This is a genomic window from Streptomyces djakartensis, assembly GCF_014651075.1.
GTDB lineage: Bacteria > Actinomycetota > Actinomycetes > Streptomycetales > Streptomycetaceae > Streptomyces > Streptomyces djakartensis.
Map to the genome: position 1 here is coordinate 482240 of NZ_BMWE01000002.1, position 13676 is coordinate 495915.

Genomic DNA, 13676 nt, shown 5'->3' on the forward strand with positions numbered 1-13676 from the left:
CCGGGCAGGTAACGGCTCACGATGATTGGGCGGTTGAGATGAGCGATGGGGAGCGGACAGTCACTCCCGAGCCCGCCCCGGCGGACGACGGACGGGCTCCCTCGGGTACGCCCGTCGTCGAGGCGACGGGCCTGGTCAAACGATTCGGTCCGACGGTGGCTCTGAACGGCGCCCGCATCACCATCAGGCCCGGCGAGACCCACGCGCTCGTCGGCCGCAACGGGGCCGGCAAGTCGACCCTGGTGTCGGTCCTCACCGGCCTCCAGGCCCCGGACGAGGGAACGGTGACCTTCGGGGGCAGCCCCGCACCACGACTGGCGGACCGCGACGCCTGGCGGGAGCGCGTGGCCTGCGTCTACCAGAAGTCGACGATCATCCCCACGCTGACCGTCGCCGAGAACCTCTTCCTGAACCGGCACGACCACGGCCGCGGCCGGCTCATCAGCTGGCCCGCGGTACGCCGGCGGGCGCAGGAGCTGCTGTCGGCCTGGTCGGTGGACGTCGATCCGCAGACCCCCGCGGGGGAACTGAGCGTGGAGCAGAGGCAGTTCGTCGAGATCGCCAGAGCGCTGTCCTTCGGCGCCCGGTTCATCATCCTCGACGAACCCACCGCCCAGCTCGACGGGTCGGCCATCAACCGCCTCTTCGACCGCATCCGCGGCCTGCAGCGCCAGGGCGTCACCTTTCTGTTCATCAGCCACCACCTCCAGGAGGTCTACGAGATCTGCGACATGGTGACGGTGTTCCGTGACGCCCGGCACATCGTGACCGCCCCGGTCGCGGAACTGCCCCGCACCGAACTGGTCGCCGCGATGACCGGCGAGGCGGCGGCCGACCGGCTGCGGGCGCGGCCGAGCACCCTGGACCGCACCGCCACGCCCGCACTGTCCGTGCGGGCACTGGGCGGTGACGGCACCTACGGTGATGTCACCTTCCAGGTGGGCGCCGGGGAGATCGTCGGACTGGCGGGTGCCGCGGGCAGCGGTCGCACCGAGGTCGCCGAGACCGTCGTAGGGCTGCGGACGGCAGCGGCGGGCGAGGTGAGGATCGCCGGGCGGCGGCCCCGGCCGGGCAGCGTGCCCGCCGCGCTCGCCGCCGGCGCCGGGTTCGTCCCGCAGGACCGGCACCACCAGGGACTCGTGCCCGAGATGTCGGTCGCGGACAACACCACGCTGTCCGTTCCCCGCAGGCTCGGCAGAAACGGATTCCTGAGCCGGGACCGACGGGACCGGCTCGCCGGCAGCATGATCGAGAAGCTGGCGATCAAGACACCGGGGCCCGGACTGCCCGTCTCCGCTCTGTCGGGCGGCAACCAGCAGAAGGTCGTCATGGCCCGCGCCCTCGCCGACGACCCGAAACTGCTGGTACTGATCAACCCGACCGCGGGCGTGGACGTGCGCTCCAAGGAGTTCCTCCTCGGCAAGGTCGAGGAGACCGCACGGACCGGCGCCGGAGTGCTCATCGCCTCCGACGAACTCGACGACCTGCGCATGTGCGACCGGGTCCTGGTGATGTTCCAGGGCCGTGTGACATCGGAGATCGCCCGCGGCTGGCACGACCACGACCTCGTGGCCGCGATGGAAGGAGTGGACCTCCATGCCTGAAACCGTGGTCACGGACGCGACCGCCAAGGCCGTGGCACCCCGGCCCAAGCGCACCGCGCTGCTCGGCGGCCGCATACCCCTGGCCCGCCTGCGCGACCTCGCCCTCGTCCCCGCGATCGTCGTCATCGCGATCGTCGGGCAGCTCGTCAACCCGGTCTTCCTGCAGGCCGACAACCTCGTCAACGTCCTCCAGACGATGTCCGAGATCGCCCTGCTGGTCCTCGCCCAGGCGATGGTCCTGATCGTGAAGAAGATGGACCTGTCGCTGGAGTCCACCATGGGCCTCGCGCCCGGCGTGGCAGCCTGGCTGGTGGTGCCGACCGGCGCCGGACACGGCCTCGGGCTGCTCCCCGGCGCCTGGGCCATCCCCGTCACCCTCGCCGTGGGCGCGCTCGTCGGCGTGGTCAACGCCCTGCTCATCATCCGCTTCGGGCTCAACGGCTTCATCGTCACCCTCGGCATGCTGATCGTTCTGCGTGGTGTCCTCACCGGCATCTCCGGGGGCCAGACCTTCTTCCAGCTGCCGTCGTCGATGCTCTACCTCGGCACCGCACAGTGGTTCGGGATGCCCGCGTCCATCTGGATCTGCCTGGCGCTGTTCGCCGTCGCGATCGTGGTCCTCGGCTGGACCAGCTTCGGCCGGTCGCTGTACGCCATCGGCGGCAACGTCGACGCGGCGAAGGCGGCGGGCATCCGCACCGACCGGGTGCTGTGGATCGTCATCGTCACCGGCAGCGTGCTCGCCGCGCTCGCCGGGCTGATGCTCTCCGGACGCCTGGCCTCCGTCGCGTCCGCGCAGGGCAACGGCTACATCTTCACCGTCTTCGCGGCCGCCGTCATCGGCGGGATCAGCCTGGGCGGCGGCAAGGGCACCATGTTCGGCGCGTTCTGCGGCATCCTGCTGCTCTTCGTGATCCAGAACGTACTCACGCTGGCGGGCGTCCCCGCTCAGTGGATCGGCGCTCTCAACGGCCTGATCATCCTGGTCGCCCTCGCCATCTCCCGCATCACCGGCGGCAAGGTCCAGGAGTGACCCGGGCGGCCGTCGCCGGCCGCCCGGCCTCCGCCGCGTCCACGTCTCGTCGCGAGGGGACCGATGCCCCCTTGCCGCTCACAGGAGTTGCCGCCATGTCCTCCACCGTGCCCGCAGACGCCCGCATCACCGCCCTGGACGTCCTGGACGTGCGGTTCCCCACCTCCGAACACCTCGACGGCTCGGACGCCATGAACCCCGAGCCCGACTACTCCGCGGCCTACGTGGTCCTGCGCACCGACGCGGGCGACGGGCTGGAGGGCCATGCCCTGGCCTTCACCACCGGCCGCGGCAACGATGTCCAGGCCGCCGCCATCGCGGCCCTCGCCCCACACGTGGTGGGCCTGTCCGTCGAAGAAGTCTGCGGTGATCTCGGCGCGTTCTCCCGCTCACTGGTCCACGATCCGCAACTGCGCTGGCTGGGCCCGGAGAAGGGCGCCATCCACATGGCCACCGGAGCCGTCGTGAACGCCGCCTGGGATCTGGCCGCCAAGCGGGCCGGCAAGCCCGTGTGGCGTTTCCTCGGCGAGATGTCGCCGGAGGACCTGGTCGCGCAGGTCGACTTCCGCTGGCTGTCCGACGCCCTCACCCCCGAGGAGGCCCTGGAGATCCTGCGTCGCGCCGAGCCCGGCCGCGAGCAGCGCATCGGCCGCCTGCTCGACCGGGGCTACCCCGCCTACACCACCACCCCCGGCTGGCTCGGCTACTCCGACGAGAAGCTGGCCCGTCTCGCCCGTGAAGCCGTCGCCGACGGCTTCACCCAGATCAAGCTGAAGGTCGGCGCGGACCTCCAGGACGACGTACGGCGCATGCGCACCGCCCGCGAGACTGTCGGGGACGGCATCCGCATCGCGGTGGACGCCAACCAGAGATGGGACGTCCAGGCGGCGATCGACTGGATGCGCGCCCTGGCCCCCTTCGCCCCGTACTGGATCGAGGAGCCCACCTCCCCCGACGACATCCTCGGCCACGCCGCCGTCCGCCGGGCCGTTGCCCCGATCAAGGTCGCCACCGGCGAGCACATCGCCAACCGGGTCGTCTTCAAGCAGCTCCTCCAGGCCGGCGCGGTCGACATCGTGCAGATCGACTCCGCGCGGGTCGGCGGCGTCAACGAGAACATCGCGATCCTGCTGCTCGCCGCGAAGTTCGCGGTGCCGGTCTGCCCGCACGCCGGCGGGGTCGGCCTGTGCGAGATGGTCCAGCACCTGTCGATGTTCGACTACGCCGCGGTCTCCGGCACGACCGAGGACCGCGTCATCGAGTACGTCGACCACCTGCACGAGCACTTCGTCGACCCGGTGCGCATCGCCGACGGCCACTACCTGGCACCGACGCTGCCCGGACTGAGCGCACAGATGCACCCCGAATCCCTCAAGGAGTACGCCTATCCCGGCGGGCCCGTCTGGACGTCCCGTGTCTGACGTCCGGGCCCGTGGACGTCCGCACGTGGCCCAGTCCTTCGTGCTGAACCACGCAGTCACTCTCCCTCACCGGAAGGTTCAAGATGTCTTCCTCCGTCAGCAGACGGCGCCTGCTCCAATTGGCCGGGGCCACCGCCGCCGGCTCCGTCACCGGATCCCTCGTCGGCGCGTCCGACGCCCACGCGGCCGTCCCTCCCGCGAGAGCCGACATCGGGGTCTCCGCACACCCCTTCGCACTCGGCCAGGTCCGGCTCACCGCGAGCCGCTGGCTGGACAACCAGAACCGTACGCGGAACTACCTGCGTTTCGTCGACGTCGACCGGCTGCTGTACAACTTCCGCGCCAACCACCGGCTGTCCACCAACGGGGCGGCCGCAAACGGCGGTTGGGACGCCCCCGCCTTTCCCTTCCGCACCCATGTGCAAGGACACTTCCTCACGGCATGGGCGCAGCTGTACGCCGTGACCGGGGACACCACCTGCCGGGACAAGGCAACCCACATGGTCGCGGAGTTGGCCAAGTGCCAGGCCAACAACGGCGCCGCCGGTTTCAGCACCGGGTACCTCTCCGGCTATCCCGAGTCCGACTTCACCGCTCTCGAGCAGCGGACCCTGAACAACGGGAACGTGCCGTACTACACCATCCACAAGACCCTTGCCGGCCTGCTGGACGTGTGGCGCCACATCGGCAGCACACAGGCCCGGGACGTGCTGCTCGCCCTGGCGGGATGGGTCGACCGGCGCACCGGCCGGCTGAGCGGCCAGCAGATGCAGGCGATGCTGCAGACGGAGTTCGGCGGCATGAACGCCGTGCTGACCGACATCCACCAGCAGACGGGCGACGCGCGGTGGCTCGCCGTCGCCCGGAGGTTCGACCACGCCGCGGTGTTCGACCCGCTGGCGTCCGGCCAGGACCGGCTCAGCGGACTGCACGCCAACACACAGGTGCCCAAGTGGATCGGGGCCGCCCGGGAGTACAAGGCCACCGGTACCACTCGGTACCGGGACATCGCCACGAATGCCTGGAACATCTGCGTCGACTCGCACACCTATGCCATCGGCGGCAACAGCCAGGCGGAGCACTTCCGCGCCCCGAACGCCATCGCCGGCTACCTGAACAAGGACACGTGCGAAAGCTGCAACACCTTCAACATGCTCATCCTCACCAGGGAACTGTTCGCGCTGGACCCGGACCGCGCCGCGCTGTTCGACTACTACGAGCGGGCATGGCTGAACCAGATGATCGGCCAGCAGAACCCGGCGAGCGACCACGGCCACGTCACCTACTTCACGCCCCTCAACCCGGGAGGCCGGCGCGGTGTGGGCCCCGCTTGGGGCGGCGGCACCTGGAGCACCGACTACGACTCCTTCTGGTGCTGCCAGGGCACCGGCCTGGAGATGCACACCAGGCTGATGGACTCCATCTACTACCGCAGTGACGACACCCTGATCGTGAACCTGTTCGTGCCCTCGGTGCTCAACTGGCAGGAGCGCGGGATCACCGTCACCCAGACCACGACGTACCCCGTCAGCGACACCACGACCCTGCAGGTCACCGGCAACGTCAGTGGAACCTGGGCGATGCGCGTCCGCGTCCCCGGCTGGACCTCCGGGGCCACCATCAGCGTCAACGGCACGCAACAGGACATCACCACCACGCCCGGCGGCTACGCCACCCTGACCCGCTCCTGGACCTCCGGCGACACGGTCACCGTCCGCCTGCCCATGCGGGTCACCATGCGAGCGGCCAACGACAACCCGAACGTCGCGGCGATCACCTACGGCCCGGTGGTCCTGTCCGGCAACTACGGCGACTCGGCGCTCAGCTCCCTGCCGTCGCTGGACACCTCCTCGATCGCACGGACCAGCGGCGGTTCGCTCGCCTTCACCGCCACAGCCAACGGCTCCACCGTCGGCCTGGGCCCCTTCCACGACGCGCACGGCCACAACTACACCGTCTACTGGAACACCGGTAGCACCGTCCGTCTCGCCAACGCGGGCAGCGGTCTCGTGCTGGGCATCCAGAACATGTCCACGGCCGACGGTGGCCGCGCTCTGCAGTGGCACGACTCGGGCACCGCCGACCACAACTGGGAAATGATCACCGACGGAAACGCGGTCCGCTTCCGCAACGCCCACAGCGGCAAGGTGCTCGGCGTCCTGGACATGTCGAAGGCAGACGGCGCGACCGTCCTGCAGTGGTCGGACAACGGCACCGCCGACCACAGATGGACGCTGCTCGACCAGCGAGACGGGACCTACAAGATCCGCAACGAGCACAGCGGCAAGTTGCTCGCCCTCGCGAACAACTCCACCGCTGTGGGGGCGTTCGCGGTCCAGGACTCGGACGACGGCACTGCGGACAACCGGTGGCGCATCGTGAGGAACTGAGCGCTGAGCCGCGCGACATGGTCAGAGCTCAGGCCCCGCCCCGGCAGGGTGTCCCGGTGACCGAGACCGAAAGCGCCGAGTGGGCGAGGACTCCGCCGCTCACCGGCTTCTGCCCGGCGCCGCGTTCGTGATCGCGGTCGTGGCGCCGGGCTGCGGCTCGCGGAGCACCGCAGCAAGGCCTGGCGATCCTCCGCGACGGCCGCCCATCCTGGTCCCAGCGCCACGCCCGACGAGATCCCGCCGACGTGGCACCACGCCCCGGACGGGCGCGTCTTCGACCGAGGAGGGCCCCAAGGCCGGCCCGGATCAGCTCCCGGTCAACCCGGCCAGGGCCGCGGCGAGCCCGAGGCCGGCGCACACACCCAGGGTGCGCAGGACGCTCCAGCGCAGCCGGAAGATCAGGGCGACGGAGACCAGCGCGATGCCGAGGGCGACGGGGCGGAAGGTGGTGAGATCCGGCAGTCCCAGGTGCAGCGGCCCGAAGGTGCGGTTGTCGACGGTGGTGAAGAGGGTGTGCTCGGCGAAGTAGAGGGCGAGGTTGGCGATGACGCCGACGACGGCCGCCGTGATGCCGCTGAGGGCAGCGGAGACATGGCGGTCGCCGCGCAACCGCTCGATGTAGGGGGCGCCCAAGAAGATGAACAGGAAGCAGGGCACGAAGGTGACCCAGGTGGTCAGCAACGCGCCGAGCAGTGCGGCCGTCCACGGGTCGAGGGAGCCCGGGTCCCGGTAGGCGCCGAGGAACGCGACGAACTGCACCACCATGATCAGCGGCCCCGGCGTGGTCTCGGCGAGCGCCAGGCCGCGCACCATCTCGCCGGCGCTCAGCCAGCCGTACGTCTGCACGGCCTGCTGGGCGACGTAGGCGAGGACGGCGTAGGCGCCGCCGAACGTGACCAGAGCGGTGCCGGAGAAGAACAGTCCCTGTGTGGTGAAGACGCTGCCGGTGCCGGTCAGTACGGCCACGACGGCCACCGGGACGGCCCACAGCAGCAGGCCGGCCAGCAGGATGCGCGCGGTACGGCGGCGGCTCGGGCCCTCGTGGTGCAGAGCGTCGTCCGGAATCAGAGGGACCGGCCCCTCGTCGCCGGAACCGTGGGCGGCGGGCTTGAGGACGGCGGGCGCCCAACGGGCGATCAGCCATCCGGCCATCCCGGCGACGACGATCACCACCGGGAACGGCATCCGGAACAGGGCCAGCGCCGCGAAGGAGGCCACCGCGAGACCCACCAGCAGGGGGTGCGTCAGCGAACGGCGGCCGACCCGCCACACGGCCTGCGCGACGATGGCGACAACGGCCGGAGCGAGCCCGGCGAACAGCCCGGTCACCGCGGCGGTCGTACCGAGGCCGACGTACAGGGCGGACAGCGCGAGCAGCGCCACCACACCCGGCAGCACGAAGAGGGTGCCGGCAGCCAGGCCGCCCCGGGTGCCGTTGAGCAGCCAGCCGGTGTAGATCGCCAGCTGCTGGGCCTCGGGTCCGGGCAGCAGCATGCAGTAGCTGAGGGCGTGGTTGAAGCGCTGCTGGCCGATCCACCGCTTCTCCTCGACGAGCGTTCGCTGCATCACGGCGATCTGCCCGGCGGGGCCGCCGAAGGTCTGCAGCGAAATGGCGAACCAGGTCCGCAGGGCATCGCGGAACGGTATGAGATCGCCCCGGTCGGGCTCGGTCCTCGGCGGTTCGGAGGCCGGGCGGTCGGTGGCGGTCATCCGCGGAGGTCTCCGTCCAGGCGGCATCAGTGAGGCGCAACCATGGTTACCTCACGATTCCCTGAGGTGGAAGGGAGCGAGGTACCGGGGAAGATGAACAGTTCGTTGCAGCCGTCGGCAGCGGCAGAGCCGCGCCCCGCGCCGTACCCTCTGGGCGACGGGAAACCACCGCTGCCCAGGACTGCCCGCGTGACCGACCAGGACAGCCCGGTCCCTGCGGTGCCCGCGCCTGGCTGATCCGCCGCTTCGTCGACCCCGACGCCGGGTTCGGCCGGGTGCCGGCGTACTGCCAGAGTGAGGTGGACATGAGCGCCTCGATGTCCGGGTCGCCCCCTTCGCCCGCGAGGATCGCCTTGTGCTGCCCGGGCCGCAGCCCGTGCCAGACGTGGTGCAGCAGTTCTTCGAGTAACCGGCGCGGGTCGCGGGCCTCCGGCCCGGTCAGCCCGTACCGGTCGGGCAGGGTGTGGGCGTCGCGGGCTCGCACCCGCTGTCCTGGCAGGTGGAGGACCAGCCGGAGGCCGGGCGTCCGCCCGTTTGCCGGTCAGCCGGGCTGCCGCACCGGCTCCGGTGCCTCCTGTCGCGCGTACGCCGCCCAGTCCACGATCTGCACCGCCGCGCCGGCTGCCTCCTGTCCCCGGCAGTGGGCGTGGTGTCTGCGGGCGATGCCGTCCAGGTCGAGGTGGGAGCCGAAGGCGGGGTGCGCCGCCAGCCGTCGTGCGTACGCCCACAGACGGGGATGGTCGGTGATCCGGTGCACCGCTGCGGCATCCAGGTGGTGGCGGTGCACGGTGTCCAGCTGCACCAGCGTCACCCACAACTGCACGTCCGCGAGGGTGATGTCGCCGCCCAGCAGGTGCTCCCGGGAGGCGAGCCGCCACTCCAGCACGTCCAGCGCGCGCAGCAGGGTGGCCAGCGCGGTGTCGCGTGCCGCCGGGTCGCCGCCGGGCTGCCCGGCGCGCTGGGCGGCCCAGGTGATGCCCTGGTCGCAGAGCCGGCCTACGGCCGCGATCGCCTCGTCGGCACCGCACGGGTGGAGATCGGGACCGTGACCGGCGAACTGCCGGGCCAGGTCGCGCAGGATGTCGGGGGTGTGCGTGCTGACGATCCGTCCGGTCCAGTCGTCGCTGAGGACCGGCGCCACGGCCGGACCGGAGTGCTGGTGCGAGCTGGCCTCGTACAGCGGGCGCAGGGCCCGGTGTCCGCCGCCGGGGGCGTCGGGCACGGCGGGCAGCAGTGTCACCGCGAGGGTGTCGTCCAGGCCGAGCAAGCTGTGTGCGACGGCGATCTTCAGACAGTGCGGGCAGGACAGCGAGAGGTGGAGCCGGTAGCGGTGCGGCGCGGCGTAGTAGCCGCTGCGCGCGTCACAGCCGATCCTGCTCCGGAAGGACGGCACGGCGGTCGGGGATGTGGCGGGCATGCGTCTCCCTGGGGTGCTCGGTCACAGGCATACGGGCATACGGAGGCGACGGCACGCGGCGGCTTCGGCACGGCCGGGGCGGCGGTACTTGCACGGGAGGGTCAGGCGTGTACGGGGGCCGGGCCGCCGGGGCGACGAGAACTTGCCGCACTGCACACACGCACGAGGTCGATGTGGCGGCGGGACGTCAGCAGGGGCAGCGGGCGGACGGCGGTACGGACGACGTCACTGCCGGCTTCCAGCGCAGCACGGCCCATGATTCCCCACCAATTCGCTAGGATTCCTGTAGTCGAGTGTCGGGCCGCGTCCAAGCCGCGTCAAGAGGGCCGGTCATGCCGCACCGGGACGTCCCAGAACCGCTGGACGGGCCGGTGCCCGGCGCCGTCGACGACGCGCAGGGCACGGACCTGCGATCCCGCGGCGGTGCGCTGCTGCCTCCGCGGTGCGACGGGCGGTCCGCGGCGGCCGAGGCGGAACTGGCGGTGGGGCTGCTGCGCGGGCGCGCGACATCGGTCGAGGCCACCGCGGACCCGGCGGAGGCGGACCGGCCGCTCACGGCCCGCAGGCTCGCGCGCCCTGGAGCGGCTGGGCCGGGTGCCGATCGGGGACATCGCGGTGCCCAGGACCCGACTGGCCGCTGCAGTAGGGGAGATCACGGCCATCGCCGAGCGCCACGAGATGGCATCCCGGACGCGGCCCGGCAGGCGGCGGGAGACATCTTCACCACCGCCCTGCGCCTGGGCGGCTCCCTCACCGGGGAGCACGGCGTGGGCACCCTCAAGCGGCGGTGGCTCGCGGACGAACTCGGTCCGCAGCGGCATGCGCTGCAACAGCGCATCAAGGCGGCCTTCGACCCGCACCACATCCTCAACCCGGGCAAAGCCCTCTGGAGGAGATCCCGCATGGCGACCGTTCTCTCCGTTTCCGGAAGCCCTTCCCCCACCTCCCGCACTGCCCGACTCCTGCGCGATCTCGACGCCCGGCTCACCGCACAAGAACACGAGGTGATCCCGCTGGACGTCCGCACGCTTCCGCCGAGGCCCTGTCGCACGCCGGCTTCGGTCACCCGGCGATCGGGCACTGTGACGGCACCGCTGTGCCGGTGACGTCCCAGGGATCGGTCACCGTCTCGGAGTCGTCAGCGATCACGCGGGGCGTCGTGGGCTCCCGGCGCCGGCGAAGGGGACCTGGGCGGCGGGCGGTGCGTCCACCGCCGTGCGGGAAGGGTGGGTCCACACCCCCTGTGCCGCGAGCTTGGGCAGGACGCCCTCGCCGAACCAGTACGCCTCCTCCAGGTGCGGGTAGCCGGAGAGGACGAACTCCTCCATGCCCAGGGCCGCGTACTCCTTGATCCGCTCGGCGACCTCCTCGTGGCTGCCGACCAGCGCCGTGCCCGCGCCGCCCCGGACCAGCCCGATGCCGGCCCACAGGTTCGGGTGGATCTCCAGGGCATCCCGGCTGCCGCCGTGCAGGGCGAGCATGCGCCGCTGCCCCTCGGACTCACTGCGGGCCAGGCCCGCCTGGACTGCCTTGACGGCCTCGGGATCGAAGCCGTCCACGAGCCGGTTCGCCTCCGCCCAGGCCTGTTCGGAGGTGTCGCGCGTGATGACGTGCAGCCGGATGCCGAACCGGACGGTGCGTCCCTGCTCGGCAGCCAGCCTCCGGATCCAGGCGATCTTCTCCGCGACCGCGGCGGGCGGTTCGCCCCAGGTGAGATATACGTCCGCGTGGCGGGCGGCGATCTCGCCGGCGATCGGTGAGGAGCCGCCGAAGTACACCTCCGGGACCGGGTCGGGCACCCGGGCCGGCGTGGCGTCCTCGACCTGGAGGTGCTCGCCGACCAGATCGACGGTCTTGCCCTCCCACAGCCCCCGGACGATCTGGAGGAATTCGCCGGTGCGGCGGTACCGGTCGTCCTTGTCGAGGAAGTCGCCGTAGGCGCGCTGCTCGTGGCTCTCCCCGCCCGTGACGACGTTGAGCAGCAGCCGTCCGCCGGTCTGCCGCTGGAAGGTGGAGGCCATCTGGGCGGCGAGCGTGGGTGAGACGAAGCCGGGCCGGAAGGCGACCAGGAATTTCAGCCGCTCGGTGTTCTGGCTGACCATCGCGGTGGTGAGCCACGCGTCCTCGCACCAGGCGCCGGTGGGGGTGAGGGCGCCGACAAAACCGAGGTCTTCGGCGGCGCCGGCGATCTGGCTCAGGTAGGCGACGGAGGGCGGCCGGTCACGGCCGGAATCGGAGGCCGGGGTGCCGTGGCCGCCGCCGACGACGTGGCGGCTGTCGCCGTTGGTGGGCAGGAACCAGTGGAAGGTGAGGGACACGTGGGGGTCTCCGTTCAGGTGCGTCTGTCTACAGCAGTCCGTGCCGGGGCGGCCGGGTGCCGTTCAGGACGTAGCGGCCGATGTGCTGGACCTTCCAGCGCACCGGGTCGTGCAGGGTGTGCGTGCGGGCGTCACGCCAGTGGCGGTGCAGGCCCAGGGAGTCGAGGGCGGCGCGGGTGCCGGCGACCTCGAAGAGGGCGCTGCCGATCTCCACTGCCGTTTCCGCGGCCGTCACCTTGGCCGCGGCCACCGCGATCGAGGCCTCGGCGGCCGAGTCGTCGGTCAGGGCGGCACGGGCGGCGTCCACGGACCTCGCGGCCGCGGCGAGCAGCGCGTCGGCGGCCCGTACCCGGATCGCCAGTTCGCCGAACCGCTGGATCAGCAGCGGGTCCCCGGCCGCGGTCGGGTGTCCCTCGTCGAGGCTCTCGAACCAGGGGCGGCTCTTGGTGCGGACGAACTCCACCGCCTCCCCCAGCGCCCCCGAGGCGATCCCGGCGTCGATGGCGGCGTGCAGCAACTGAGCCACCGCGCCGTGGAGTTGAGGTCCCTGGAAGGTGAGGTGGTGGGGCACGACCCGGTCGGCGGGGACGGGCACCGACGCCAGGCGGACGGTTCCGCTGGCGGTGGTGCGCTGTCCCATGCCGTCCCAGTCGTCGACGACCGTGAGGCCGGGCGCGTCGTGCGGTACGTACGCCACGTGCAGGGTGTCGTCGTCGGCGCGGGCGAGGACGGGGATCCAGTGGGCGAACAGCGCGCCCGTGGAGTAGTGCTTCACGCCGTCGAGGACGTACGACCCGTCCGGGCGCCGCGCGAGCCTGGTGCGGATGTCCTGCACGTGCTTGGTGCCCGCCTCGGACTGGGCGTTGCCGAACCGCTTGCCCCGCAGCACCTCACCGAAGAAGAACTTCTGCTGCTCGTGCGTCCCCTGCCGGCGCAGCACGTTGACGTAGACGAAGTGGCTCTGCGGGATCTGGGCGAGACTGGCGTCGGCGGCGGCCAGCTGCCGGAAGATCTCGGCGAGCGTCTCCGCACGGACGTCCGCGCCGCCGAACTCGGCCGGCACCGTCACCCCGAGCAGCCCGGAGGCGGACAGCCGCTGCAGCTCCGCGTGCGGCAACCGGCGGACCGCGTCCCGCTCCGCGGCGTCCTTGCGGAAGTCCGCGGCCAGCTCGGCGGCGACGGCGAGGGCCTCGCCGTCGCCGCCGATCACGACCGGGGCGCTCATCCGGTGGCCGCCAGCAGTGCCGTACGGCCACCCAGCGCGAGCGAGAACTGGTCCGTGACCTGGGCCAGTGCCTCGGCCGAGCCGGGCGCGACGACCAGCGAGCCGTCGTCGCCCACGGTGAGGTCCTTGTCGAGGGTGAACCAGCCCGGGACGATGTGCGTGGCGCCCATGGAACTCAGCACGGGGCGCAGGGCGTAGTCGATGGCCAGGACGTGGGCGATGGAGCCACCGGTGGCCAGCGGCAGGACCGTCTTGCCGGCCAGCGCGTACTGCGGGAGCAGGTCCAGCAGGGACTTCAGCAGCCCGGAGTAGGCGGCCTTGTACACGGGGGTGCCGACCACGACTCCGTCGGCCTGCTCGACCAGCGCGGTGGCCCTGATGATCTCCGGGTGCCGGAAGTCCGCCCCGAGCAGGGCCTCGGCGGGCAGGGTCCGGACGTCGAACGGGACCACCTCGTGCCCCTGCGCGGTGAGCCGGTCGTCCAGGTGGCGCAGCAGCCGGGCGGTGCGGGAGGTGGCGGACGGACTGCCGGAGATGGAGAGGATGGTGGCCATGAGG

General features: G+C 71.6%; 9 protein-coding genes and 2 pseudogenes. 6 read left to right on the forward strand and 5 right to left on the reverse strand.

Annotated features, from left to right (window positions below):
- The first annotated feature begins 38 nt into the window (after positions 1 to 38).
- The 4 genes from IE212_RS05655 (at position 39) to IE212_RS05670 (ending at position 6448) form a co-directional block, all read left to right on the forward strand.
- Positions 39 to 1604, forward strand: coding sequence for a sugar ABC transporter ATP-binding protein (locus IE212_RS05655; RefSeq protein ID WP_190196569.1), 1566 nt, complete (start codon positions 39 to 41; stop codon positions 1602 to 1604).
- The gene (locus IE212_RS05660) at positions 1597 to 2637 is read left to right on the forward strand and encodes an ABC transporter permease (protein WP_190196570.1); all 1041 of its coding nucleotides are present in this window, start codon (positions 1597 to 1599) and stop codon (positions 2635 to 2637) included. Before IE212_RS05655 ends, IE212_RS05660 begins: the two co-directional genes overlap by 8 nt.
- Before the next feature lie 95 nt (positions 2638 to 2732).
- Positions 2733 to 4058: an L-fuconate dehydratase gene (locus tag IE212_RS05665; RefSeq protein ID WP_190196571.1), complete on the forward strand. Its 1326-nt coding sequence runs from the start codon at positions 2733 to 2735 to the stop codon at positions 4056 to 4058.
- Positions 4059 to 4141: 83 nt separating this feature from the next.
- Positions 4142 to 6448 (forward strand): beta-L-arabinofuranosidase domain-containing protein, encoded by a 2307-nt coding sequence (locus tag IE212_RS05670; RefSeq protein ID WP_190196572.1) that lies wholly within the window; start codon positions 4142 to 4144, stop codon positions 6446 to 6448.
- A 306-nt stretch (positions 6449 to 6754) separates the two neighbouring features.
- On the opposite strand, the gene chrA is transcribed toward IE212_RS05670, so the two are convergent.
- Positions 6755 to 8158, reverse strand: a complete 1404-nt coding sequence (chrA, locus tag IE212_RS05675) for a chromate efflux transporter (RefSeq protein ID WP_190196573.1) — start codon at positions 8156 to 8158, stop codon at positions 6755 to 6757.
- Positions 8159 to 8699: 541 nt separating this feature from the next.
- The gene (locus tag IE212_RS05680) at positions 8700 to 9575 is read right to left on the reverse strand and encodes a glutathione S-transferase C-terminal domain-containing protein (RefSeq protein WP_190196574.1); all 876 of its coding nucleotides are present in this window, start codon (positions 9573 to 9575) and stop codon (positions 8700 to 8702) included.
- A 332-nt stretch (positions 9576 to 9907) separates the two neighbouring features.
- On the opposite strand from IE212_RS05680, the pseudogene IE212_RS05685 reads away from it, so the two are divergent.
- Positions 9908 to 10396: pseudogene (locus tag IE212_RS05685) on the forward strand (FAD-linked oxidase C-terminal domain-containing protein); the annotation flags it as partial.
- 81 nt (positions 10397 to 10477) lie between these two features.
- Positions 10478 to 10650 (forward strand): annotated as a pseudogene (locus tag IE212_RS34805) (NADPH-dependent FMN reductase); the annotation flags it as partial.
- A 70-nt stretch (positions 10651 to 10720) separates the two neighbouring features.
- Here IE212_RS34805 and IE212_RS05690 read toward each other — a convergent pair.
- Genes IE212_RS05690 through ssuE form a run of 3 tightly spaced genes read right to left on the reverse strand, consistent with a single transcriptional unit; the run spans position 10721 to position 13672 of the window.
- The gene (locus IE212_RS05690; protein ID WP_190196575.1) at positions 10721 to 11893 is read right to left on the reverse strand and encodes an LLM class flavin-dependent oxidoreductase; all 1173 of its coding nucleotides are present in this window, start codon (positions 11891 to 11893) and stop codon (positions 10721 to 10723) included.
- 28 nt (positions 11894 to 11921) lie between these two features.
- Positions 11922 to 13118 (reverse strand): SfnB family sulfur acquisition oxidoreductase, encoded by a 1197-nt coding sequence (locus tag IE212_RS05695; RefSeq protein WP_190196576.1) that lies wholly within the window; start codon positions 13116 to 13118, stop codon positions 11922 to 11924.
- Complete coding sequence (gene ssuE, locus IE212_RS05700; protein ID WP_190196577.1) at positions 13115 to 13672, reverse strand: NADPH-dependent FMN reductase; 558 nt, start codon at positions 13670 to 13672, stop codon at positions 13115 to 13117. The genes IE212_RS05695 and ssuE overlap by 4 nt, the downstream gene beginning before the upstream one ends.
- Between the last annotated feature and the right edge of the window lie 4 nt (positions 13673 to 13676).

Bases quoted from the DNA above. Each gene is read 5' to 3' on its own strand.
- IE212_RS05655 (WP_190196569.1), top strand. From the start codon at position 39: ATGAGCGATGGGGAGCGGACAGTCACTCCCGAGCCCGCCCCGGCGGAC.
- IE212_RS05660 (WP_190196570.1), top strand. From the start codon at position 1,597: ATGCCTGAAACCGTGGTCACGGACGCGACCGCCAAGGCCGTGGCACCC.
- IE212_RS05665 (WP_190196571.1), top strand. From the start codon at position 2,733: ATGTCCTCCACCGTGCCCGCAGACGCCCGCATCACCGCCCTGGACGTC.
- IE212_RS05670 (WP_190196572.1), top strand. From the start codon at position 4,142: ATGTCTTCCTCCGTCAGCAGACGGCGCCTGCTCCAATTGGCCGGGGCC.
- chrA (WP_190196573.1), bottom strand. From the start codon at position 8,158: ATGACCGCCACCGACCGCCCGGCCTCCGAACCGCCGAGGACCGAGCCC.
- IE212_RS05680 (WP_190196574.1), bottom strand. From the start codon at position 9,575: ATGCCCGCCACATCCCCGACCGCCGTGCCGTCCTTCCGGAGCAGGATC.
- IE212_RS05695 (WP_190196576.1), bottom strand. From the start codon at position 13,118: ATGAGCGCCCCGGTCGTGATCGGCGGCGACGGCGAGGCCCTCGCCGTC.
- ssuE (WP_190196577.1), bottom strand. From the start codon at position 13,672: ATGGCCACCATCCTCTCCATCTCCGGCAGTCCGTCCGCCACCTCCCGC.